Genomic DNA, 22,197 nt, shown 5'->3' with positions numbered 1-22,197 from the left:
GTGGTGCGGATCCTGGTGGCGGGCATCGGCAACATCTTCCTCGGCGACGACGGCTTCGGCCCCGAGGTGGTGCGGCGGATCCCGGCCGACACACCCGGAACCCGGGTGGTGGACTACGGGATCCGCGGCATGCACCTGGCCTACGACCTGCTCGACGGGTGGGACGCGCTCGTGCTCGTCGACGCCGTCCCCGGCGCCGGCGAGCCGGGCGCCGTGCGGGTCTTCGAAGCCGACACCGCCACGCGGGGGCCGGCGGGAATCGACGCGCACGCCATGGACCCGGCCGCGGTGTTCGCGAGCCTCGAGGCGCTCGGCGGGCAGGCGCCCCCCACCGTGGTGGTGGGCTGCCAGGTGGCGGCGGTCGAGGAGGGCATCGGGCTGTCCCCGGCGGTCGCCGCGGCCGTCGGCCCGGCCGTCGATGCCGTCCGGCGCACCGTGCGCCGCCTGCGTGCGCAGGCGCCGCCGGCGGGAGCCGCGGTCGCCGGGGACGAGGGCTGAGCGGTGTGCCTCGGCATCCCGGGACGGGTGATCCGGCGGCTCGACGGCTACGCCGGGCAGCTCGCCCTCGTCGACGTGGCCGGCGAGGAGCGCAAGGTGAACGTCGGCATGCTCGACGACCCGGACCTCGCGCCCGGCGACTGGATCGTCATCCACATGGGCTTCGCGATGGATCGGGTCGACGAGGCCGGCGCGCGGCGCGCGATGGAAGGGCTCGAACTGATGGGACGGCCCCGGGACGAACCGGGAGCGGCACCGTGAACCCCGTGGCCGAGCGACGGCGCCTGGTGGTGCGTGGCGTGGTGCAGGGCGTCGGCTTCCGGCCGTTCGTCGCCGGGCTGGCCCGCGAGTTGCGCCTGGGCGGGTACTGCGGCAACGACGACTCCGGGGTGTTCCTCGAGATCGAGGGTGCCGCCGCGGATCTGGACGAGTTCACCCGCCGCCTGCGCGACGACGCACCGCCGCTGGCCGTGCTCGTCGACGTGGCCGCCGCCCCGCGAATGCCGCGCGGCGAGGACGACTTCCGCATCGTCGAGAGTCACCACGCGGACGGGGCGCGCACCCTGGTCCCGCCGGACGTGGCGACGTGCGCCGACTGCCTGCGCGAGCTGAACGATCCCGCCGACCGGCGCTACCGGCATCCCTTCGTCAACTGCACCCACTGCGGGCCCCGCTACACGGTGATCACGGACCTGCCGTACGACCGGCCGGCGACGACCATGGCCCGGTTCCCCCTGTGCCCGAGTTGCGCCCGCGAGTACACCGATCCCACGGACCGCCGCTACCACGCCCAGCCGATCTGCTGCCCGGACTGCGGGCCGCGGATCTTCGCCGTACGCGACGGCCGCCGGATCGACGGAGACGCGGAGGTGCTGGCCACGGTGCAGGCGGCGCTCGCCGCCGGGGACATCGTGGCGGTCAAGGGACTCGGCGGCTTCCATCTCGTGTGCGATGCCACGAACCCCACCGCGGTGAACCGGCTGCGGGAGCGGAAACACCGGCCGGACAAGCCGTTCGCCGTGATGGCGCCGGACGTCGCGGCCGTCGCCGCGGTGTGCCTGCTGTCCGCGGCCGGGCAGGCCGTGCTCACCGCGCCGGCCCGGCCGATCGTGTTGCTGCGGGCCCGTCCCGGCGCGGCCGTCGCCGACGCGGTCGCACCCGGACTCGACGAGCTCGGGGTGATGCTGCCGTACACGCCGCTGCACCACCTGTTGTTCGCGCCGGTGCCCGGGCACGGGAACGATGTGCCGCGGCTGCTGGTGGCGACGTCGGGAAACCTGTCCGGTGAGCCTCTCTGCTTCCGCAACGACGATGCCCTGGCCCGGCTCGGCGGCATCGCCGATCTGTTCCTGATGCACGACCGGGACATCGCGGTGCCGTGCGAGGACTCGGTGGTCGCGGTCGCCGACGGCGTGGAACTGCCGCTGCGGCGCTCACGGGGATTTGCGCCGATGCCGGTGCTGCTCGGCGGCGCGGCGCCGGTGGTCCTCGCGGTCGGCGCCGAGGTGAAGAACACCTTCTGCCTGACCCGGCAGGACTACGCCTTCTGTTCGGCGCATCTCGGGGACATGGGCACGGTGGAGAGCCGGCGCGCCTTCGAGGCGTCGGTCGCGCAGCTGACCGCCCTGCACCGCGTCACCCCCGAGGTGGTGGTGGCCGACGCGCATCCCGGCTACGCGACCCGGGAGTGGGCCGAACGCTACTGCGAGGACCACGACGTCGAGCTGCGCGCAGTGCAACACCACCACGCGCACGTCGCGTCCCTGCTCGCCGAGCATGGCCGGCTCGGTACCCCCGTGCTGGGGATCGCGTTCGACGGCACCGGATACGGCTGCGACCGCACCGTCTGGGGCGGGGAGCTGCTGCTGGTGGGAACGGATCCCTGCGACGCCCGGCGCGCCGGGCACCTGCGGTCGTTCCCGCTGCCCGGCGGCGACGTCGCCGTGCGCACCCCGGCCCGGGTCGCGCTGGCCGTGCTGCGGGAGGCCGGCATCGAGGAGATCGAGGACCTGCCGTGCGTGAGCGCGCTCGGTGCCGCCGAACGCGCCCTGGTGGACTCGCAGCTGGCGTCGGGCGTCGGCTGCGTGCGCACCACCAGCGCCGGCCGGCTGTTCGACGCGGTGGCCTCCGTGCTGGGGGTGCGGCACCGGATCAGCTACGAGGCGCAGGCCGCGATCGAACTCGAGGTGCTGGCGCGCACCGCCACGGATGCCGCGCCGGTGCATTCGTCGCTGCGGGGGGACGAGCTGGACTGGGCCGGCACGCTGGCCTGCCTCGTCGCCGGCGTCCGGCTCGGGGTCCCCGCCGCGGACCTCGCGGCAGGCTTCCACCGTGCGCTGGCATCGGCAACAGTGCGGTTGGCGGCCCGGATCGCCGATGCGGCGGAGGTACGCACCATCGGCCTGACGGGCGGCGTGTTCCAGAATCGGCTCCTGCTGGGCATGGTCCGAACTATGCTGCAGGACAGAGGGTTCGAGGTGCTGACACACAGGCGGGTGCCGCCGAACGACGGTGGCCTGTCGCTGGGGCAGGCCGCGCTCGGTGCCGCGTTCGCACGCGGCCGGGCCGTGGACCCTGCCGGGACGGGACGAGCGCGATGACATCGACACACGACACCGAGCCGATCGGCGCGGAACTCGCCGCCGACCTCGCCGCGACGGCGCTGAGCCTGGCCCGCCGGTTCCATGCCGGGGCGACCCTGTGGGTGGTGTCCCCGCAGTGGGAGCCGCACGCCCATCACGTGGCGGTCGAGTTCGTGCACCCCGTGATCATGGGTAAACGGGCGTTGCCGTCGGTGTCGCTCGTGGAGCCGGACCCGGTCGCCCAGTGCCGGGTCGCCGCCCGCCCCGGCGACGTCATCCTGGCGGTCGCCTCCGCCGATCAGCCGGCCGTGCGCGAGATCGCCCGGCGCGCACCCGCGTGGGGCACCGACACCATCTGGATCGGCTCCGGTCCGCGGCCCGCGCCCGGTGCGGCCACCCACGTGCTGTGGGTGGACTCGGACGATCCGATGGTGCCCGCCACCGGGCGGTTCGTCCTGCTGTACCACCTGCTGTGGGAACTGACGCACGTGTGCTTCGAGCATCCAGGCCTGCTCGCCGACCCGGGCTGCACCGACGAGGTGTGCGTGACCTGCAGCGACGAGGGCCGGCTCGGCGAGGTGATGTGGCCGGCCGACGACACCGGCGCCGCGCCGGTGCGGACCGCGGCCGGCCGGGAGCGGGTCGACGTCTCCCTCCTCGGCGACGTCACGCCCGGCGACCTGGTGCTGGTGCACGGCGGCGTCGCCCTCACCAGACTCGACGCGCCGGAACTCGATGCTGGGGCACTCGATGAGGGGGAACGGCTGTGAGCACCGAACCGGACGGCACCGACTTCCTGTACCCGTTCATCGACGCGCAGGAGCACGACGCCACCGCCCTGTTGCGCGACCTTGCGGAATCCGCCCGCGGCAAGGCGGCCGACAGCGCGCGTCTGCAACGGGCTTCGCTGGACGAATGGGGCGAGGACCTCGTCGCGGCGGGGCAGCGCATGGCCGAGCGTTTCGCTCGCGGCGGCCGGCTCTACACCTTCGGCAACGGCGGCAGCTCCACCGACGCGGCGACCCTGGCGACGCTGTTCAGCCGGCCGGCCCGGGGACGGCCGGTGCCGGCCTGGTCGCTCGCCGCGGACCAGGCGGTGGTGACGGCGCTCGGCAACGACGTCGGATTCGAGCTGATCTTCTCGCGGCAGATCATCGCGCACGCGCACGGCGACGACGTCGCGATCGCCCTGTCCACGTCCGGCAACTCCGACGACCTGATGACGGCGCTGGCGGAGGCGCGGCGGCGGGGACTGCTCACCATCGGATTCGCGGGGCACGACGGCGGCCGGATGGCCGCCACCGACGATCTCGACTTCTGCTTCACCATCCGCTCGCAGAGCATCCACCGGATCCAGGAGAGCCACGCCCTGATCGGGTACCGGCTGTGGTCGGCCGCGCAGGAACACCTGGCGCGCGCGGAATCGGCGACGGGAGGCGGACGGTGAGCACATCGGCCGAACGCGAGGACCGGGTCCTCGAACGGATCGAGGCGTTCCGGCGGCGCCGGCCGCGCCTGCGCGACACCGTGATCTCCCTCTCGCACGGCGCCGGGGGCAAGGCGTCCGCGGCACTGGTGGATTCGGTGTTCGTCGAGGCCTTCCGCAACACCGAACTCGAGCAGCTCGGCGACGCCGCCACCGTGCGCCTCGACTCCGGGGAGAGACTGTCGTTCTCGACGGACTCGTTCGTCGTCAAGCCGCTGTCGTTTCCGGGCGGCTCGATCGGGCACCTCGCCGTGCACGGCACGGTCAACGACCTCGCCGTGTCGGGCGCGCGGCCGCGGTGGCTGTCCGCGGCGTTCGTCATCGAGGAGGGCTTCGAGATCGCGCGGCTGCGCGAGATCGTCGCCGACATGGCTGCGGCCGCCACCCGGTCCGGGGTCGAGATCGTCACCGGCGACACCAAGGTGGTGGGCCGGGGCGCCGCCGACGGTCTCTACATCAGCACCGCCGGGGTCGGCCTGGTTCCCGCCGGGCGCCGCCTCGGGGCCGACCTGGTGCGCCCCGGCGACCGCGTGCTGATCTCGGGGACGCTCGGCGACCACGGCATGGCGGTGCTGCTGGCCCGCGGCGACCTGGCGATCGAAGCGGACATCGCCTCCGACACGGCGCCGGTGCACGAGCTGGTGGCGGCCCTGCTCGCAGCCGCGCCGTCGACCCGGTGGATGCGTGACCCCACCCGCGGTGGCGTCGGTACCGTCTGCAACGAGCTGGCGCAGGCCACCGGCTTGGCGGTGGTGCTCGACGAGGCCGCGCTGCCGATCCGGCCGACGGTGACCGGGGCGTGCGACATGCTCGGCATCGACCCGCTGTACGTCGCCAACGAGGGCAAGTTCGTCGCGGTCGTCGCCCCGGACGAGGCGGACGCCGCCCTCGCCGCACTGCGGGCGTGCCCCGGCGGCGGCGACGCCGCGGAGATCGGGGAGATCCTGGCCGAACCGGAGGGCATCGTCGCGTTGCGTACCGCGTTCGGGGGCAGCCGGATCGTGGACATGCTCGTGGGCGATCCGCTGCCCCGGATCTGCTGAGGTGAGGAGAGACGCAATGTGCCTGGGAATTCCCGGCCGGGTGGTCGACATGGTCGACCCCGCCCAGCATCTGGCGAAGGTGGACGTCAACGGCGTGCAACGCGCCATCAGCGTCCGGCTGCTCGCCGGCACCGGCCTGCAGGTCGGGGACTGGGTGCTGGTGCACGTCGGCTTTGCGATGGCCCGGATCGACGAGGACGAGGCGAAGCTGACCCTCGATCAGGTGCGGAAGATGGGCGCCGACTACGTCAACGAGATCGAAGCCTTCAACGCGTCCGAGATCGCGTGAGCACCGGATGAAAGGCGGAGCAGGATCATGAAATTCGTCGACGAGTTCCGCGACCCCGCCGCGGCGCGCGCCCTGGTGGCCTCGATCACCGACCTCGCCGCCGGGGAAGAGTTCAAGTTCATGGAGGTGTGCGGCGGCCACACCCACACCATCTACCGGCACGGCATCGAACATCTGCTGCCCGCGTCGGTCGAGCTGGTGCACGGCCCCGGCTGTCCGGTGTGCGTGATCCCCATGGGCCGCATCGACGACGCCATGTGGCTGGCCGAGCAACCGAACGTGGTGTTCACGACGTTCGGAGACATGATGCGGGTGCCCGGCTCGCGCGGGAACCTGCTCGAGGCCAAGGCCCGCGGCGCCGACGTCCGATTCGTGTATTCCCCGCTGGACGCCCTGAAGATCGCGGTGGACCACCCGGACCGGCATGTGGTGTTCTTCGCCGTCGGATTCGAGACCACCGCCCCGTCCACGGCGGTGACGCTCGTGCGGGCGAGACAGCTCGGCCTGAGCAACTTCACGGTGTTCTGCAACCACGTGACGATCGTGCCGCCGATCAAGGCGATCCTCGAGTCGCCGGATCTGCGGCTCTCGGGATTCCTCGGACCGGGGCACGTGTCGACCGTGGTGGGACTGCGTCCCTACCGCTTCGTCCCCGCCGTGTACGGAAAACCGATCGTGGTGGCCGGATTCGAGCCGCTCGACATCCTCGCCTCGGTGCACATGCTGCTGCGGCAGATCCGGGACGGCCGGTGCGAGGTGGAGAACCAGTACAGCCGGGTGGTGCGGCCCGAGGGAAACGTGCAGGCACTACGGCTGATGGCGCAGACGTTCGCGCTACGGCCGCACTTCGAGTGGCGCGGCCTCGGATTCATCTCGCAGAGCGCGCTCGGCATCCACCCCGACTACGCGGATTTCGACGCCGAGCAGCGGTTCTCGATGCCCGGCCTGCGCGTCGCCGACCCGAAGGCATGTCAGTGCGGCGAGGTGCTCAAGGGCGTCATCAAGCCGTGGGAATGCAAGGTCTTCGGCACGGCGTGCACGCCGGAGACCCCCATCGGCACCTGCATGGTGTCACCGGAGGGGGCGTGTGCCGCCTACTACAACTTCGGCCGGCTGCACCGGGACACCGCGGCGCTGGTGGGGCAACGCGGAACGGCCTGATCCGTGGCGGTGGTGACTGAGGGGCAGTGGTGACGGAGGGGCAGTGGTGACGGAGGGGCAGTGGTGACGGAGGGGCAGTGGTGACGGAGGGGCAGCGGCTCTTCGCCCGTTACGCCCATGCGCCGAACGCACTCGGCTACTGCGGCCCGGCAGGGGCGGCGGCCCTCGAGGCCGCCGCGTGCGGGCACGGCGACGGCGCGGCGGTCGTGGCCGCCGCCCGGCGGTTCACCGGAGCATGGCCCTACCAGGAGCTGATCGCGGCCCTGGCCGGCCGGACCGACCCCCTCGACGCAGAGGTGGTGCGCGCCTACTGGACCGGCAACGCCCTGACGGACCGGATCGATCCGGTGGAGTTCGGGACCCGGCTGCTCGAGCGGCTGGGCACGCAGGCGGGGCACTACTGGACCCACCTGACACCCGAACTGCTTGCCGAGGCGGCCCCGACGCACGCGTTCCACGTGCTGGGGGTGTACCCGTGGTCGCGACTGCTGACCACCGGGATGCCCCAGCCGGTGCAGGTTCTCGATTCCTGCAGGATCCGCTGGGGCACCGTCGTCGCCGTCGGACCCGACACGGCGACGGTGCGCAGCCGCCGGCTCGAGTTCGACGGTGCCCGCCTGCGTCTCGGCGCGGAACGCGCCGAGACGGTACGGCGCCGCACCGGTGCGGGTGTGTTCGTGCCGGGACTGCGGCTCGGCGAACATGTTGCGCTGCACTGGGATTTCCTGTGCGACCGGCTCGAGGAGGAGGAGGTGGGCCGGCTGGAGGCCGCGACGGTGCGGCAGCTCGACCGCACCAACGGCCGGCTCGCCGCGGGGTGACGGCGCTCAGCGCGGGTCGGTCTCCGGCAGGGTGAATCCCCACGGCAGTTCCAGCCGGTTCGCGGCGAGCAGGTCGGCGTCGGCGAGCAGGGCGGTGATCGGACCGTCCGCGACGAGTCGTCCGTCGCTCACGATCACGGCCCGGCTGCACACCTGCGCGGCGTACGGCAGGTCGTGGGTGACCAGCAGCAGGGTGGCGTCGATGCCGAGGAGGACCTCGGCCAGTTCCCGGCGGGCGACGGGATCGAGGTCGGTGGACGGCTCGTCCAGGACCAGAACGTCGGGCCGGCACGCCAGCACGGTGGCGAGGGCGACCCGTCGACGCTGACCCGCGGACAGATGCGCGGTTTTGCGGCCGGCGTGCTCGGTCATGCCGACCGCCTCGAGGGCCTCGCGGACCCGGGCGTCGAGTTCGGCTGCGGAAACGCCGAAGTTGGCGGGCCCGAACGCCACGTCCTGTGCGACGGTCGGCATGAACAACTGGTCGTCGGGATCCTGGAACACCAGTCCGACCCGTCGCCGGATCTCACGCAGGGTGTTCCGCGCGACCGGCAGCCCGCCGATCCGGACGGTCCCGGACGACGGCGCCAGTACGCCGTTCAGGTGCAGCATCAGGGTGGTCTTGCCGGCGCCGTTCGGGCCGAGGACCGCGACCCGCTCACCGGCGGTGACGGCGAGGTCGATGCCGTCGAGGGCGCAGTGCCCGTCGGGGTGGACGTGCCGTACCCCCGTCAGCAGCACGGCCGGCTCCGCGGTCATGCCGTCACCCAGGCGGCGGCGCAGACGGCACCGGCGACGGCGGCCGGCAGCAGGCCCGCAGCCCAGGCCATCGCGGTGGCGGGAGGACCGGAGGCCGGGACGGCACCGGTGAATCCGCGGGAGAGCATGGCCAGATGCACCCGCTCACCGCGCTCGTAGGCGCGGACGAACAGCCCCCCGATTCCCCGGGCCGTCGCTCCGATGCGGTGGAGGGTGCGTGGGTCGTCGCCGCGGGAGATCCGGGCACGGTGCATTCGGTTCGCCTCGGCGGCAAGCAGTTCGAGATAGCGCAGCATGAGCACCGCCACCGTCGTGAGCAGTGCCGGAACCCGGAGGCGGGCCAGGCCGGCGGGCAGGTCCTGGGCCGGGGTGGTGGCCGCGAGGACGAGGGAGACGAGCACCCCGAGGGTGCCCTTGACGAGGATGCCCCACGCCGCGTACAGGCCCGGAACCGACAGGGAGAACCCCAGGACGTCGACCCGGTCGCCGGCCTCGGCGAACGGGAGCAGGACGGCGAGCGCGACGAACGGAGCCTCGATCGACATGCGCGGCGCCAGCCAGGCGCAGCGGATCCCGGCGAGTGCGCAGATCGCCGCGACGACCGCGAAATGGAGGGCGAAGGCCCACATCGCCTCGCGCGGAGTGGCGACCACGACGAAGACGAATGCCGTTGCGGCGACGATCTTCACCTCGGTGGGCAGGCGGTGCACAGCAGTCGTCGCGCGTGCAGGCCCGCCCCGCAGCGCGGTGGTCACGGCCGCGCTCCCGGAGTCCTGTTCCCGGATGCGCCCCGTCGACGGACGAGGAGACGGAACAGCGCGGCGGCCACCGCCGAGGTCGCGGCGACGCCGAGAACCCCGGCCACGCCGGTGGATCCGGTGTGGCCGCCGACCGTGTAACCGGCCAGCGGACCCGCGTCCCACGGATGATCGGTGGCCTCACCCGCCAGGCACTCCCCGGTGACCGTGGCGCTACCGTCGACTTCGACCACGGCACACCCCCGCGCGGTCGCGGCCTCAAGGCCGTCGGGGCTCGAATCGGCAAGGTACGAAAGCATCCCCGCGCACAGGAACGCCGCCACCGCGAACAGGATCAGGAGACGCCGGCGCGTCATGCCGGTGCCCGGGTCGGCGGCCGCAGCGGGCGGAGCAGATGGACGATGTCGGGCCGCGCCCGTGCCACCGCGACGACGGTGACGGCGGTGACGAGTCCCTCACCGGCGCCGATGAGAACGTGGGTGCCGAGCAGGAACGCAGCGACGGTGCCGGCGGACCCGGCGGTGCCGCCGACCGCGTACTCGACCAGGAACCCGGTCGCCGCGGCGACCGTCGCGACCAGCGCTGCGGCAAAAGAGATCACGCCGAGGGCCGGTCCGCACGGGTACCGGCGCAGCAGCGGACGCAGCGCCACGGCCGTGCCGTACCCGGCGAGCACGCCGAGCAGGGCCATGTTGGTGACGTTGGCGCCGAGGGCGGTGAGACCGCCGTCGGCGAAGAGCAGTGACTGCACGACCAGCACGACCGTCAGGCACAGGGCGGCGGTCGCGGGACCGACCAGGACGGCGGCGAGCGCGCCGCCGAGTACGTGCCCGCTCACCCCCGGCAGGACCGGAAAGTTGATCATCTGCAGGGCGAAGACGAAGGCCGCGACGAGGCCGGCCAGGGGAGCGATGCGCTCGTCGAGCCCGGACCGGGCCCTGCGGAGCGCCACCGCGAGGCCGAGCGCGGCGACGACGAAGAACGCCAGCGAGGTCCGCGCGTCGAGCAGACCGTCGCTCATGTGCATGGCTACGACGTCCATCGGAAGAACCTCCGAGACGTGAGGATGCGTCGACGCGATTCTAGCTGCCCACCTGAACAACTGAACAGTCTTTCGGCCGTCGGGCCGGTTCGTCCAGTTCCGCCGGGACCTTCGTGCGGCGCGGTCCGCAGTGGGGCGTCCTGCCGTCTCCCCGGCGAGATCGACTGTCGACAAACGCGGCGCCGCGTGCTCGGATGGAGTGAGGGGGTCCATTCGTCGGAATGCTCGAATCCCCGAGGAGAAGCGATGAACGACGGAACCGGAAGGCAAGAGGAGCCGCAGTCGGAGCGGGGTGCCCCCGGCTCGCGCGACATGGGCTCCACCGGCCCCGGAGGAGGGCCCGCGGACCGCCCCGCCGGCGCGTTCGAGGACGACGAGATGATCTCCGTCGACCCCGGCGACGCGGGGTCGCACCGACCCGGGCACACCACGACGGTCGGGGATGCGGACGCGGCCGTCCCGCCCTACGAGGGGCGGACGGAGCGCGGGGATGTCCGTCCCGCGCCGGACGACAGGGGAGAGGCGAGCACCGGGGGTGCCGGACGGCCGGTGGCCGACGAGACCCGCAAGTCGGCGGAGCCCTCCGAGACCCCGGGTGGCGCCACGACGTCGCCGACCGAGGAGCGGCCCGCCGGGTGAGCCGACACGACCCGAGGTGACGACGAGGGGCCGGCCCCGCCCACCGGGCGAGGGTGCACCGCGCCGAGGACGCGCGCTGTTCGGGCGGACCAGGGAGCCCGGTGCGCCGGGGCGGCGTCAGACGAACGTGCGCGCCAGCACGATCGCCAGCGCGATCAGCAGTGCGACCTTGACGATCTCGAGCGCCACATAGGCGTAGTGCACCTTCGAGCGGGGTGCGTCCTCCCCCGCGAGGATGCGGTTCGAGCGGCGCGTCAGCGGCGGGCGGATCACCGCCACCTGGACCGCCAGCACGGCCACCGTCACGAGGAGCAGGATCCACCCGGTCGTGCCGGGCGACGAGACCAGGCACGCCGTGATCAGCACGAGGGCGAGGACCCCCTCCACCGTGTTGAGTGCCCGGAACACCAGGCGACCGATACCGAGTCCGAGGGGGATGGTGATTCCCGGCGCCCGGAACTTCAGGGGTGCTTCGAGGAAGGAGATGGCGAGCACCATCCCGAGCCAGAGCATCGGCACGAACAGTTCCACGTAGCGTGCGAGAGTTTCCATCACTTGTCCTCGACTGCTGTGATCGGCACCTGATCGCCGATCCTAGTGGCGCCTGCGGCGACGGGGACGCCGGCCGTCCTTCGTCACGGCGAGAAGGGTGAGGACGAGGGCCGTCGCTGCGAGAGCGCGACGAAGACGACCACGTGGGCCGCACCCGCGCTGCGGTCACTACAGTCCTGACCGTCCTCGGATTACTCGTTGCGCAGAGGGGGAGCGGGAATTCCGGCCACGGACGTGTGTGAACGATCGACCCGTGGCGGCCCGTTCTTGCTCGGCGGCCGAGACCGAGGAATGCTGCTGACAGCTCGCGTTCGACAACGTTCACCGAAAGGATCGGTCATGCCGCGCATCGGTACCGTCGCCCGGGACCTCTACCGACGGGAGATGGCCGCGTCGAAAACTGCCGGCGACCCGCAGCAACGGTGGCGCCACCTCGAACGGGCGCACATCCTGTCCCAGCCGGATCCGTGGTTGCACACCTGCAATCACGTCGCGATGCTCGCCCTGGCGCTGCGCTGCCGTGACCGCCGCGAGGCCCTCGGGCAGGTCGTGCGGATCGTCGTTGCTGCTCCCGGTTCGATGACCGGCCGGTATCCCGAAGGCAACACCGGACGGGTCGCCGCCGGCCTGACGACCCCGATGCCGGTTCCGGCCGATCTGGCCCGGGCGCTGTCGGCGTAGTCGCCCACCCCCGGATTCGGAGGGGCGGACCCCGCTCACGACCGGCTCCTACAGGTGCACGGTCCCGCGGATGCACGTCGTGCTGTGTCCGCCGATCCACACCTCGTCGCCCGACGAGTGCACGGTCACGATGCCGCGGCGGCCGACGCGCGTCCCCTGGCTCGCTCGGTAGTCGGCCGGCGCGATGCCGGCGCCGATCAGCCACTGGGCCAGGCCGGCGTTGAGGCTTCCCGTCACCGGGTCCTCCTTGACGCCGACGGGCGCGGCGAAGGCGCGGACCTCGAACTGCTGCGGCGATCCCGGCGGGTAGGGGCCGACGACACCGAGCATCAGGTCGCGCATGTGCTGGTCGTCGGGTTCGAGGTCGAGCACGTCCTGCGCGGACTCGAGCAGGACCGCAGCCCAGCCGGGCCCGTTGTCGACCCAGTTGTGGGCCACGATCCGCTCGCGCGCGATCCCGAGGCCACGGGCGATGCGGGCCAGGTGGTCCTCGTCGAGGTCGCCGCGACGGACCAGCTCGGGGGCGCGGAACGCTGCCGACTCGTCGGTGTGGCGCAGTTCGACGAGTCCGGCTCCGCATTCCTGGACGAGAAGGCCCGGGGTTTTCGGCACGCCGCCGGCCTCGAGCCACGCGTGCGCCGAGCCGAGCGTGGGATGGCCGGCGAACGGGATCTCCGCGCCGGGGGTGAAGATGCGCAGCCGGTAGTCGGCCTCGGGGGTCGTCGGGGGAAGAACGAACGTGGTCTCGGACAGGTTCGTCCACGCCGCGAACTGCGCCATCGCCTCGTCGGGGATGCCGTCGCCGTCGAGGACGACCGCGACCGGGTTTCCCCGGTACGGCTCGGCGGCGAACACGTCGACCTGCGCGAAGTTCCGGGAACGTGGCTGCACCATCGGCTGTGTCTCCTTCGTCGGTTCCGTCCCGACGATTGTGGTCGCGGCGCCGGCGGGGCGCATCCGAATATGCCGGCGACCCTGCGATGGGCTCAGTGCGGACCATCCGTTCCGCGACGCTCGACCGCATCGGTCCGAACCACCTCGAGGCCGGGATCGATCACGTGCCGATGCGGCGCTGAACGACTGCGGCGCTGAACGACTGCGGCGCTGAACGACGAAGGGCGCGCAGGGAAGTCCCTGCGCGCCCTTCACGGTTCGAGGATTCAGTGCTCGTACGTGCTCAGGTCGCGGTCCTTGCTCTCCTTCGCCAGGAGGATGAACACCGCGCTCAGGACTGCCAGCCCGATCATGAACGCCGCGACCAGGCCGGTGCCGCCGCCGGCGGCCGCCTGCAGCGACGCGAGGATCACCGGCGTGAAGCCCGCGCCGAGCAGTGTCGCGCCCTGGTAGCCGAGCGAGGCGCCGGTGTACCGGGCCGCGGTGCCGAACTGCTCGGCGATGTACGCCGCCATCGGACCGTAGGTCGCGGACTGGCAGACGCCGAAGCCGAGCACGAACCCGAGCGTCACCAGGGCGACGTTGCCGGACGACAGCAGCGCCAGGATCGGCACGATCAGCACGACGAACGCGCCGAGACCGAAGAGCATCACCGGTCGCCGGCCGACGCGGTCGGAGAGGCGGGCGAATCCGAGCAGGGTGAAGATCGCGACGAACTGGCAGACGGCGAACGCCAGGAGCGCCTGCGATCGGGTCACCCCGGAATGGGACGCGTACCCGATGGCGAACGTGGTGAACATGGTCTGGATGCCGAAGCTGGCCATGCACCCCAGGGCGACGAGCAGCAGGTTCCGGGGACGGCGCAGGATGCTCAGGATCGGCGGGGTCCGCCTGTCGACCGCGGTGGCGTCCACCTCGGCCTGCTTGGCCATCGCCTCCCGGAACAGCGGGCTCTCGGACACCCGGGCCCGGACGAACAGGCCGACGGCCAGCATCACCGCGGACAGCAGGAACGGGATGCGCCAGCCCCACGACAGGAAGTCGTCCTCGGGCAGCAGCGCCACCAGCGCCAGGGCGAGGGTGCCGAGCAGGGAACCGGTGGGTGCGCCGGCGTTGGTGAACGAGGCGGCGAAGCCGCGCCCCCGCCCGCCGACGTGCTCGAGGGACATGAGCGCCGCGCCGCCCCACTCACCGCCCACGGCGATACCCTGGCACACGCGCAGCAGCACGAGAATGATTGCGGCCCAGGATCCGATCGCCGACGCCGGCGGGACGAGGCCGATGAGGAACGACGCGACGCCCATGACCGTCATGGAGATCAGCAGCATCGACTTGCGGCCGTACCTGTCGCCGAAGTGCCCGAAGACGACGCCGCCGAAAGGACGGGCCAGGTAGCCCGCGGCGAACGTGCCCATCGACGCGATGGTCCCGGCGAGCGGGGACAGGTCCGAGAAGAACACGGGTGCGAAGACGATCGCTGCCGCGGTCGCGTAGAGCAGAAAGTCGTAGAACTCGATGGTGCTGCCCAGATAGCTCGACAGCACGACGCGTCGAACTTCCTTCTTTCTCTGGGCCGCAGTGATGTCCGCGGATGCGGTGACGGTCATGGGAGCTCCTGCCGTGGCGGTCGGGTCAGTGGGCGTACTGCTCGCGCAACTTGTCCTTGCGGATCTTTCCGGTGGCGTTGCGGGGGATCTCGTCGAGAACGAGAAGGGATTTGGGGATCTTGTACCTGGCGAGGCGCTCGCCGAGGAAGGCGAACAGCTCGTCCTCGGTGAGGGTGGCGCCGTCGGCGAGGGTGACGGCGGCCCGGCCCACCTCACCCCACTTCTCGTCGGGCACACCGAAGACGGCGCAGCCGAGGACGCCGGGCAGGTCGAGGATGGCGGCCTCCACCTCGGCGGGGTAGATGTTCTCGCCACCCGAGATGATCATGTCCTTGAGCCGGTCGACGATCGTGACGAAGCCGTCCTCGTCGGGAACCCCCACGTCGCCGGATCGGAACCAGCCGTCGCCGGTGAAGGCTTCGGCGGTGGCGTCGGGGCGATTCCAGTACCGCCGCATCACGTTCGGGCCGGAGATCTGGATCTCGCCGCGGTCGCCGGGGGCGACCTCGGTGCCGTCCGGGTCGACGACGCGCACGTCGGTGAAGAAGTGCGGGGCGCCCGCGGTGCCGAGCTTGCGCTCGGCGTCCTTGGGCGTGAGGATCAGCGCGCCCGGGCCGGTCTCGGTCAATCCGTATCCCTGGCAGAGGCGGACGCCACGGGCGGTGTAGGTCTGCAGGGTCCGTGGCGGTACCGGTGCGGCCGCGACGATCCAGCGACGGATCGAGCTCAGGTCGGTGCGGTTCCAGTTCGGGTGGGTGCTCATCGCGTCGAGCATCGTGGGCACCCCGAACGAGTACGTGACCCTCTTGGTTTCGATCAGGTGCAGGATGCGGCCGGGCTCGAAGCCCTCCTCGACGATCACGGTGCCGCCCTTGAGCAGGGTCGGCAGGGCGACGAAGTTCAAGGCGGCGGTATGGAAGAGCGGTGCGGCGACCAGGGCCACCTCGTCGGAGAGGAAGTCGAGATCGACGATCGGATTCATCACCGCGAACACCACGTTGCCGTGGGTGAGGACGACGCCCTTGGGCCGGCCGGTGGTGCCGGAGGTGTACATGATGAAGCACGGGTCGTCGTGCGTGACCGGGACGTCGAGACGGTCGGCGGGGGCGGTCGCGATGATCTCCTCGTAGCCGACGGCCCGGTCGTCGGGTGCCCCGTCGAGGACCACGCGCCGGGCGGTGCCGGCCGCGGTGGCGGCCGCGTCGGCGACGTCCGCGAGGGCGGCGGAATGGATCAGCACGGCGCTGCCGGAGTCGGCCAGGCAGTACTCCACCTCGGGGGTGGTCAGCCGGGCGTTGAGCGGCACGAACACGGCCCCGAGCAGGCCGGCGGCGAACAGCACCTCGAGGTAGGCGGGGTGGTTCGCGGACAGCAGCGCGACCCGGTCTCCGGGGCCGATACCCCGGGCGCGCAGGGCGTGGGCGAGCCGGGTGACCCGCTCGTCGAGTTCGCGGTAGGTGACGGTGGTGCCGCGGAAGTCGAGCGCGACCGCGTCGGGGGCCTGCCGGGCGCGTCGGTGCGGCCAGGTTCCGGTACCTTGATTGAGCACGGGATCTCCTCGATGCCTTGGGATGCGGGATGGTCTGTGGCCGAAGCGACTACGTCCGGGTGAGCCGGCGACCGACGATCTCCTTCATGATTTCCGTGGTGCCGCCGTAGAGGGTCCCGGCCCGGGAGTCCAGATAGTCGCGGGCGACGTCGTACTCCTTCATGAACCCGTAGCCGCCGTGCAGCTGCACGGCCCGGTGCACCACCTTCAGATGCAGTTCGGTGACCCACCACTTGGCCATCGCCGCCGTCACCTCGTCGAGCCGGCCGTGGGCGGCGTCGAGGATGCAACGGTCCACGAACACCTGCGCGATCTCGATTTCGGTGGCCAGTTCGGCGAGGTAGAAGCGGTTGGCCTGGAAGTCGGCGATGCGCTGCCCGAACGCTGTGCGGTCGGTGGCGTAGCGCAGCGCCGTCTCGAACGTGCGGGTCATCAGGGCCATGGAGGTCACCGCGATGCTGAGCCGCTCCTGCGGCAGGTTGTGCCGCAGATAGCCGAAGCCCCGGTTCTCCTCGCCGAGCAGGTTGGCGCGGGGCACGCGGACGTCGTCGAACACCAGCTCGGCGGTGTCCTGTGCGGACAGGCCCACCTTGTCGAGCGGGCCGTTCTTCGTGAACCCGGGCATGCCGTCCTCGACGACGAGCAGGCTCACCCCGTTCTTCCCGGCGGCGGGATCGGTCTTCGCGACGACGATGATCGTGTCGGCGAGCAGGCCGTTGGAGATGAAGATCTTGCTGCCGTTCAGCACGAAGTGGTCGCCGTCGGGAATCGCGGTGGTGGCGACGGCGGCGAGGTCGCTGCCGGCGCCGGGTTCGGTCATGGCGATCGCGCCGATCGCCTCACCGGCGACCATGGGGGCGAGCCAGCGATGGTTCTGCTCCTCGGTGCCGAGGGCCGTGAAGTACGGGGCGACCAGGTCGTTGAATCCCGACAAGCCCATGGTGACGGCCTGGGCGCCGACGCGGGCGAGTTCCTCGATGAGCACGGCGCCGAACCGGAAATCGTCGATGCCCCCGCCGCCGAACCGTTCCGGCACGGCGACACCGAGCAGGCCGAGCTTGCCGGCCTGCCGGTACAGCTCGCGATCGACGCGGCCCGCCGCGGCCCACTGCTCGAGGTGGGGGGCGACCTCGCGCTCGGCGAAGCGTCGCGCGGTTTCGCGGAACGCGGCGTGGTCGGGTTCGTAGATGGTGCGTTCGAGCGACACGGCACTCATGGAGACGGCGGTCCTCCTTCTGCGACCTCGTGGTTTGTCGCGCAGATCACAGTAGACCAATAATGATTGAAATAGTCAACGGTTGAATTCCATCTGCTTTCCGGGTGGGCGGTGCCCTCAGCTGGGGATATGTGTCTCGGCTAAAAACTTGCAAGCAGTCTGGACTGTTTGTTGTTTTGCTGTTACCGTCCGTTCTTGTGACTCGAACCACATCCACGGGCACGGGGCGCACGCAGGCCGAGCGCACCGCCGTGACCCGGGCGAAACTCCTCGACGCGGCCGTCGACTCGCTCGTCGAACTCGGCTACGCGCGCACCACCACCCAGGTCATCGCCAAACGGGCCGGGGTATCCCGGGGTGCGCAGCTGCATCACTTCCCGACCAAGGAATCGCTCGTCGTCGCCGCGGTCGAGCACCTCGTCGACAAGCGCCTCACGGAGATCCTCGAGGCCAGCCCGGACCCCGAGCGTGGCCTCGACGTCCTCACCGACGCGTTCCGCGGACCGTTGTTCCACGCCGCGCTCGAGCTGTGGGTGGCCGCCCGGACCGATCCCACCCTGCACGAGGCGGTGATCCCCCTCGAGCGCAAGGTCTCCGACGCGCTGCGGGTCGGCTGCCTCGAGATCATGGGGGACCGGATGGGCCCCGACGGAATCGACCTGAGCATCGAGCTGGCCCGCGGCCTCGCCGTCGCCGCCCTGATGCGTACCCCCGAATCGGATCGTGAGATCCGGGAGCGGCTGCTCCCGGTCTGGAAGGAACTGGTGATGAAGTGAGCATCGAGACCCTCCCGCCGCACGTCCACACGCTCGTCGTGGGGGCCGGCTTCGGGGGCATCGGCATGGCGGCCACGCTGCTGCGTGAGCACCCGCGCGCCGACGTCCTCGTGATCGAGCGGGGCGACGACGTCGGCGGCACCTGGCGGGTGAACACCTACCCGGGCGCGGCCTGCGACGTGCCGAGCGCGCTGTACTCGTTCTCCTTCGCGCCCGAACCGGACTGGTCGAAGGCCCACGGCACCCAGGAGGAGATCTACGCCTACCTGCGTCGGGTCGCGACGGAACAGGGCGTCACCGACCGGACGATGTTCGGGTGCGAACTGCGCAACGCGCAGTGGGACGACGAGAACACCCGCTGGATCGTGTCGACGTCGCGGGGCGACCTCACCGCCGACGTGCTGGTCTCGGCGACCGGTGCGCTGTCCACCCCGACCCTCCCGAAGGTGCCGGGCCTGGAGATGTTCCGCGGCAAGATGTTCCACTCGGCAGAGTGGGACCACGGCTACGACCTGCGCGGCAAGCGCGTCGCCGTGATCGGCACCGGCGCCTCCGCGATACAGTTCGTCCCCGCCATCGTCGACACCGTCGGGCACCTGACGCTGTTCCAGCGCACCGCCTCGTGGGTCATGCCCAAGCACGATCACACCATTGCGCGCCCGGTGCGCGCCCTCTACCGGCGTTTCCCGCTCGCGCAGAAGGTCGTTCGCGGGGCCGTCTACGGGCAGAAGGAAACGTACGTCGTCGGGATGACACGGCCGTTCGCGCGCCGGTGGCTCGTGCCGTTGTTCGAGCGCCGAGCGCTGTCGGTCCTCGACAAGCAGGTCCCGGATCCGGATCTGCGGACGAAGCTCACCCCGGGGTTCCGGATCATGTGCAAGCGGATCCTGCTGTCCAACGACTGGTTCCCGGCGATCACCCGGCCCGACGTCACCGTGGTTGCCTCCGGGCTGACCGCGGTCACCGAGAAGGGTGTCGTCGACGAGACCGGCAACGAGTACGAGGTCGACGCCGTCATCTTCGGCACCGGCTTCACCGTCACCGAACCGCCTGTGGCCCGGCACATCCGGGGACGCGACGGCTGCACCCTGGCCGAGGCCTGGAACGGCAGCCCCAGCGCCTACCTGGGCGTCTCGGTCCACGGCTTCCCCAACCTTTTCCTGATGTACGGGCCGAACACCAACCTCGGCCACAGCTCGATCGTGTACATGCTCGAATCGCAGGCCGCCTACATCGCGGACGCCCTGCGCACCATGCGGTCCCGGGAACTGGCCACCGTCGAGGTGACCGCCGGCGCGCAGCGCGACTACAACGCCGAACTCGACCCCGCCCTCGCCGGCACGGTGTGGAACGCGGGCGGCTGCCACAGCTGGTACCTCGACCGCAAGGGGCGCAACTCGGTGATGTGGCCGACGTTCACCTGGCGGTACCGCGCCCGGACCAAGCGCTTCGATCCCGAGAACTACGTGACCCGTCCCGCTGCCGAAAGGATTGCGGCATGACCCATTACGACGTTCTGGTCGTCGGGTCCGGATTCGGCGGCAGCGTCGCCGCGCTGCGCGCGACCGAGAAGGGCTACCGCGTCGGCGTTCTCGAGGCCGGCCGCCGCTTCGCCGACGACGAACTGCCGAAGACCAGCTGGCGACTGCGCAAGTACCTGTGGGCCCCGGCCCTGGGCTGTTACGGCGTGCAGCGCATCCACCTGCTGCCCGACGTCCTGGTCATGGCGGGTGCCGGCGTCGGCGGGGGATCGCTCAACTATGCCAACACCCTCTACCGGCCGCCGGCCCGGTTCTTCCAGGACCCGCAGTGGGGGCACATCACCGACTGGCAGGCCGAGCTCGGACCGTACTACGAGCAGGCGGCGCGGATGCTCGGCGTGCGCCCGAATCCGCTGACGACCCCCGCCGACGAGGTGATGCGCTCGGTGGCCGAGGAGATGGGGGTCGGCGAGACGTTCACCACCACGCCGGTCGGCGTGTTCTTCGGCGAACCGGGGAAGACGGTGCCGGACCCGTTCTTCGGGGGCGCCGGGCCCGAGCGCACCGGCTGCACCGAGTGCGGCGGCTGCATGACGGGTTGCCGGGTGGGCGCGAAGAACACCCTCGTCAAGAACTATCTGTACCTTGCCGAGCAGGCCGGGGCGACGATCCATCCGCTCACCACCGTCACCGAGATCAGTCCGCGCGCCGAGGGGGGATACGAGGTCCGTGCCCGCAGCACGAACCGGATCCGCAAGCGCCACACAGTGTTCACCGCCGACCAGGTGGTGTTTGCCGCCGGCACCTACGGCACGTCGCGGCTGCTGCTCGCGATGCGCGAGACCGGTGCCCTGCCGATGTTGTCGCCGCGACTGGGCACGGTGGTGCGCACCAACTCCGAAGCGGTGCTCGCCGCGACGGCGCAGGACCGCACCGTGGACTACTCCCGCGGCATCGCGATCACCGCCTCCTTCCACCCGGACGACCACACCCACATCGAACCGGTGCGGTACGGCAAGGGCAGCAACGCCATCGGGCTGTTGCAGGCCCTCCTGGTCGACGGTGGGGGCCGGACACCGCGGCTGGTGAAGTTCCTCGCGGTGGCGGCCCGCAACCCCGCCGCGTTCCTGCGCACCCTGTCGGTGCGGCACTGGTCCGAGCGGACCGTGATCGCGCTGGTCATGCAGACCGACGACAACTCCCTCGAACTGGCGAGCACGCGCGGGCCGTTCGGACGCCGGCTCACGAGCCGTCGCGGGCCCGGCGCGCCACCGCCGGAGTGGATTCCGGTGGGTCACGAGGCCATCCGGCGGGTCGCCGGCAAGATCGACGGCGACGCGGGCGGATCAGTTGCGGACCTGGTCAATATTCCCATGACCGCGCACTTCCTCGGCGGCTGCGTGATCGGGGACTCGCCCGAGTCCGGTGTCGTCGATCCCTACCTGCGCGCCTACGGCCACGAGGGCCTGCATGTCGTGGACGGATCCGTGGTCAGCGCCAACCTGGGCGTGAACCCGTCGCTCACCATCACGGCGCAGGCCGAGCGGGCGATGGCGTTGTGGCCCAACAAGGGTGACGCCGATCCACGCCCGACGCTCGGATCCGGTTACGTGCCGGTCACTCCGGTGCGGCCGGTGCGGCCCAGCGTGCCGGAGTCGGCTCCCGCGGCGCTGCGCCTGCCGATCCATCCCGTCCGACGAGAGGAGGCCGCCCGTGTTGTGGAGCGTGCCTGAGAGCACCGACGAACGTACCGACTGGCCGACGTCCGCGCCGCCGCCGTGGTCGGCGCAGGCGCGCGCGGCCCTGTGGTGGCACCGCAGCGCGCCCGGGGCGGCCCAGTTCGGCCCCGGCGGCCGGACCCTGCCGTTCACCCTCGCGATGGTGGTGGACTACCTCGAATCGCCCGTCGGCCCCTACCGCGAGGTGCTCGCAAGTCCCGTCCTGCGCCCGGGACTGATCCCGGCGATGGCCGTGCCGTTCATCGCCGTGGACTCCGAGGCGTCCGTGCACGGCGGGCGCGAGCACTGGCATCTGCCCAAGGTGCTCGCCTCGTTCACCGGCGACGTCATCGGCCGGTTCTCCGCCACGGGCGACACATGGAAGGTGGACACCGACGCGACCCCGCGCGGTCCGGAACTGCCGATCGTCGGGGGACTGGCGTTCGCACAGCCCGAACCGGACGGCAGCCAGGCCCGCGCCACGGCACGGCTGAGGGGACGGTTCCGCTATGCCCGCGTCCGCGTCGAGGCGCAGGGCCCGACACTGGGACGGTGGCTGCTGCCGGGGGCCCACCACGGCATCGTCATCACGTCGGGCCGGATGAGCATCGGCCCGGCCCGGACGGTGCGCTAGGGAACCTGCGG

The 22,197-nt window shown here is 71.5% G+C and carries 24 protein-coding genes; 15 read left to right on the top strand and 9 right to left on the bottom strand.

Going from position 1 to position 22,197, the window contains the following annotated elements; translation table 11 throughout:
* The 9 genes from OCS65_RS26310 to OCS65_RS26270 all read left to right on the top strand — a co-directional run bounded on the left by OCS65_RS26310 (nucleotide 1) and on the right by OCS65_RS26270 (nucleotide 7,880).
* A complete protein-coding gene (locus tag OCS65_RS26310) occupies nucleotides 1-498 on the top strand; it encodes a hydrogenase maturation protease (RefSeq protein WP_006941976.1) in 498 nt (165 codons plus the stop codon).
* A gap of 3 nt (nucleotides 499-501) precedes the next feature.
* Complete coding sequence (locus tag OCS65_RS26305; RefSeq protein ID WP_006941975.1) at nucleotides 502-759, top strand: HypC/HybG/HupF family hydrogenase formation chaperone; 258 nt, start codon at nucleotides 502-504, stop codon at nucleotides 757-759.
* Complete coding sequence (gene hypF / locus OCS65_RS26300; RefSeq protein WP_084648674.1) at nucleotides 756-3,098, top strand: carbamoyltransferase HypF; 2,343 nt, start codon at nucleotides 756-758, stop codon at nucleotides 3,096-3,098. The genes OCS65_RS26305 and hypF overlap by 4 nt, the downstream gene beginning before the upstream one ends.
* Nucleotides 3,095-3,850, top strand: a complete 756-nt coding sequence (locus OCS65_RS26295) for a HypC/HybG/HupF family hydrogenase formation chaperone (RefSeq protein WP_006941967.1) — start codon at nucleotides 3,095-3,097, stop codon at nucleotides 3,848-3,850. Before hypF ends, OCS65_RS26295 begins: the two co-directional genes overlap by 4 nt.
* A complete protein-coding gene (locus OCS65_RS26290; RefSeq protein WP_006941965.1) occupies nucleotides 3,847-4,527 on the top strand; it encodes a D-sedoheptulose-7-phosphate isomerase in 681 nt (226 codons plus the stop codon). The genes OCS65_RS26295 and OCS65_RS26290 overlap by 4 nt, the downstream gene beginning before the upstream one ends.
* Nucleotides 4,524-5,609 carry a hydrogenase expression/formation protein HypE gene (gene hypE, locus OCS65_RS26285; RefSeq protein WP_006941964.1) on the top strand — a complete coding sequence of 362 codons (1,086 nt, stop codon included), beginning with the start codon at nucleotides 4,524-4,526 and terminating at the stop codon, nucleotides 5,607-5,609. Before OCS65_RS26290 ends, hypE begins: the two co-directional genes overlap by 4 nt.
* A 16-nt stretch (nucleotides 5,610-5,625) precedes the next feature.
* Entirely contained in the window at nucleotides 5,626-5,898 is a 273-nt protein-coding gene (locus OCS65_RS26280) for a HypC/HybG/HupF family hydrogenase formation chaperone (RefSeq protein WP_006941963.1), read from the top strand.
* 27 nt (nucleotides 5,899-5,925) lie between these two features.
* Nucleotides 5,926-7,059: a hydrogenase formation protein HypD gene (gene hypD, locus OCS65_RS26275; RefSeq protein ID WP_006941958.1), complete on the top strand. Its 1,134-nt coding sequence runs from the start codon at nucleotides 5,926-5,928 to the stop codon at nucleotides 7,057-7,059.
* An 80-nt stretch (nucleotides 7,060-7,139) separates the two neighbouring features.
* Nucleotides 7,140-7,880, top strand: coding sequence for a DUF6390 family protein (locus OCS65_RS26270; protein WP_051446126.1), 741 nt, complete (start codon nucleotides 7,140-7,142; stop codon nucleotides 7,878-7,880).
* Between the two features lie 6 nt (nucleotides 7,881-7,886).
* Here the strand turns inward: OCS65_RS26270 and OCS65_RS26265 are convergent, their stop codons facing one another.
* From OCS65_RS26265 to OCS65_RS26250, 4 genes are read right to left on the bottom strand one after another with little or no spacing between them, the layout of a single operon-like run.
* Nucleotides 7,887-8,639, bottom strand: coding sequence for an energy-coupling factor ABC transporter ATP-binding protein (locus OCS65_RS26265; protein WP_263508124.1), 753 nt, complete (start codon nucleotides 8,637-8,639; stop codon nucleotides 7,887-7,889).
* Nucleotides 8,636-9,394, bottom strand: a complete 759-nt coding sequence (cbiQ, locus tag OCS65_RS26260) for a cobalt ECF transporter T component CbiQ (RefSeq protein WP_050034500.1) — start codon at nucleotides 9,392-9,394, stop codon at nucleotides 8,636-8,638. The genes OCS65_RS26265 and cbiQ overlap by 4 nt, the downstream gene beginning before the upstream one ends.
* On the bottom strand, nucleotides 9,391-9,753 hold the full coding sequence (locus OCS65_RS26255) for a PDGLE domain-containing protein (protein WP_006945654.1): 363 nt from the start codon (nucleotides 9,751-9,753) through the stop codon (nucleotides 9,391-9,393). Before OCS65_RS26255 ends, cbiQ begins: the two co-directional genes overlap by 4 nt.
* Complete coding sequence (locus OCS65_RS26250; RefSeq protein ID WP_006945652.1) at nucleotides 9,750-10,439, bottom strand: energy-coupling factor ABC transporter permease; 690 nt, start codon at nucleotides 10,437-10,439, stop codon at nucleotides 9,750-9,752. The genes OCS65_RS26255 and OCS65_RS26250 overlap by 4 nt, the downstream gene beginning before the upstream one ends.
* Before the next feature lie 246 nt (nucleotides 10,440-10,685).
* Between OCS65_RS26250 and OCS65_RS26245 the strand changes: the two genes are divergently transcribed.
* A complete protein-coding gene (locus tag OCS65_RS26245; RefSeq protein WP_006945650.1) occupies nucleotides 10,686-11,078 on the top strand; it encodes a hypothetical protein in 393 nt (130 codons plus the stop codon).
* 117 nt (nucleotides 11,079-11,195) lie between these two features.
* Here OCS65_RS26245 and OCS65_RS26240 read toward each other — a convergent pair whose 3' ends face one another.
* Nucleotides 11,196-11,630 carry a hypothetical protein gene (locus OCS65_RS26240; protein WP_006945649.1) on the bottom strand — a complete coding sequence of 145 codons (435 nt, stop codon included), beginning with the start codon at nucleotides 11,628-11,630 and terminating at the stop codon, nucleotides 11,196-11,198.
* Between the two features lie 339 nt (nucleotides 11,631-11,969).
* On the opposite strand from OCS65_RS26240, the gene OCS65_RS26235 reads away from it, so the two are divergent.
* Complete coding sequence (locus OCS65_RS26235; RefSeq protein ID WP_006945647.1) at nucleotides 11,970-12,311, top strand: DUF3703 domain-containing protein; 342 nt, start codon at nucleotides 11,970-11,972, stop codon at nucleotides 12,309-12,311.
* Between the two features lie 48 nt (nucleotides 12,312-12,359).
* Here the strand turns inward: OCS65_RS26235 and OCS65_RS26230 are convergent, their stop codons facing one another.
* The 4 genes from OCS65_RS26230 to OCS65_RS26215 all read right to left on the bottom strand — a co-directional run bounded on the left by OCS65_RS26230 (nucleotide 12,360) and on the right by OCS65_RS26215 (nucleotide 17,577).
* Nucleotides 12,360-13,205, bottom strand: a complete 846-nt coding sequence (locus OCS65_RS26230; RefSeq protein ID WP_006945646.1) for a PhzF family phenazine biosynthesis protein — start codon at nucleotides 13,203-13,205, stop codon at nucleotides 12,360-12,362.
* 266 nt (nucleotides 13,206-13,471) lie between these two features.
* A complete protein-coding gene (locus tag OCS65_RS26225; RefSeq protein ID WP_050034503.1) occupies nucleotides 13,472-14,812 on the bottom strand; it encodes an MFS transporter in 1,341 nt (446 codons plus the stop codon).
* Nucleotides 14,813-14,837: 25 nt separating this feature from the next.
* Complete coding sequence (locus OCS65_RS26220) at nucleotides 14,838-16,361, bottom strand: acyl-CoA synthetase (RefSeq protein ID WP_006945643.1); 1,524 nt, start codon at nucleotides 16,359-16,361, stop codon at nucleotides 14,838-14,840.
* A gap of 49 nt (nucleotides 16,362-16,410) precedes the next feature.
* The gene (locus OCS65_RS26215; RefSeq protein ID WP_029547195.1) at nucleotides 16,411-17,577 is read right to left on the bottom strand and encodes an acyl-CoA dehydrogenase family protein; all 1,167 of its coding nucleotides are present in this window, start codon (nucleotides 17,575-17,577) and stop codon (nucleotides 16,411-16,413) included.
* Nucleotides 17,578-17,774: 197 nt separating this feature from the next.
* Here OCS65_RS26215 and OCS65_RS26210 point away from each other — a divergent pair, with 197 nt between their 5' ends.
* From OCS65_RS26210 to OCS65_RS26195, 4 genes are read left to right on the top strand one after another with little or no spacing between them, the layout of a single operon-like run.
* Nucleotides 17,775-18,353 (top strand): TetR/AcrR family transcriptional regulator, encoded by a 579-nt coding sequence (locus OCS65_RS26210; protein WP_006945640.1) that lies wholly within the window; start codon nucleotides 17,775-17,777, stop codon nucleotides 18,351-18,353.
* A complete protein-coding gene (locus OCS65_RS26205) occupies nucleotides 18,350-19,855 on the top strand; it encodes a flavin-containing monooxygenase (RefSeq protein WP_251550162.1) in 1,506 nt (501 codons plus the stop codon). The genes OCS65_RS26210 and OCS65_RS26205 overlap by 4 nt, the downstream gene beginning before the upstream one ends.
* On the top strand, nucleotides 19,852-21,567 hold the full coding sequence (locus tag OCS65_RS26200; protein WP_251550164.1) for an FAD-dependent oxidoreductase: 1,716 nt from the start codon (nucleotides 19,852-19,854) through the stop codon (nucleotides 21,565-21,567). The genes OCS65_RS26205 and OCS65_RS26200 overlap by 4 nt, the downstream gene beginning before the upstream one ends.
* Entirely contained in the window at nucleotides 21,560-22,186 is a 627-nt protein-coding gene (locus tag OCS65_RS26195) for an acetoacetate decarboxylase family protein (protein ID WP_029547198.1), read from the top strand. The genes OCS65_RS26200 and OCS65_RS26195 overlap by 8 nt, the downstream gene beginning before the upstream one ends.
* Nucleotides 22,187-22,197: the final 11 nt, after the last annotated feature.

This window comes from Rhodococcus aetherivorans, assembly GCF_025722975.1.
In the GTDB taxonomy this organism is placed as follows: domain Bacteria; phylum Actinomycetota; class Actinomycetes; order Mycobacteriales; family Mycobacteriaceae; genus Rhodococcus; species Rhodococcus aetherivorans.
Note: the sequence above shows the minus strand (reverse complement) of the source record. Positions and strands in the feature narration are given on the sequence as shown.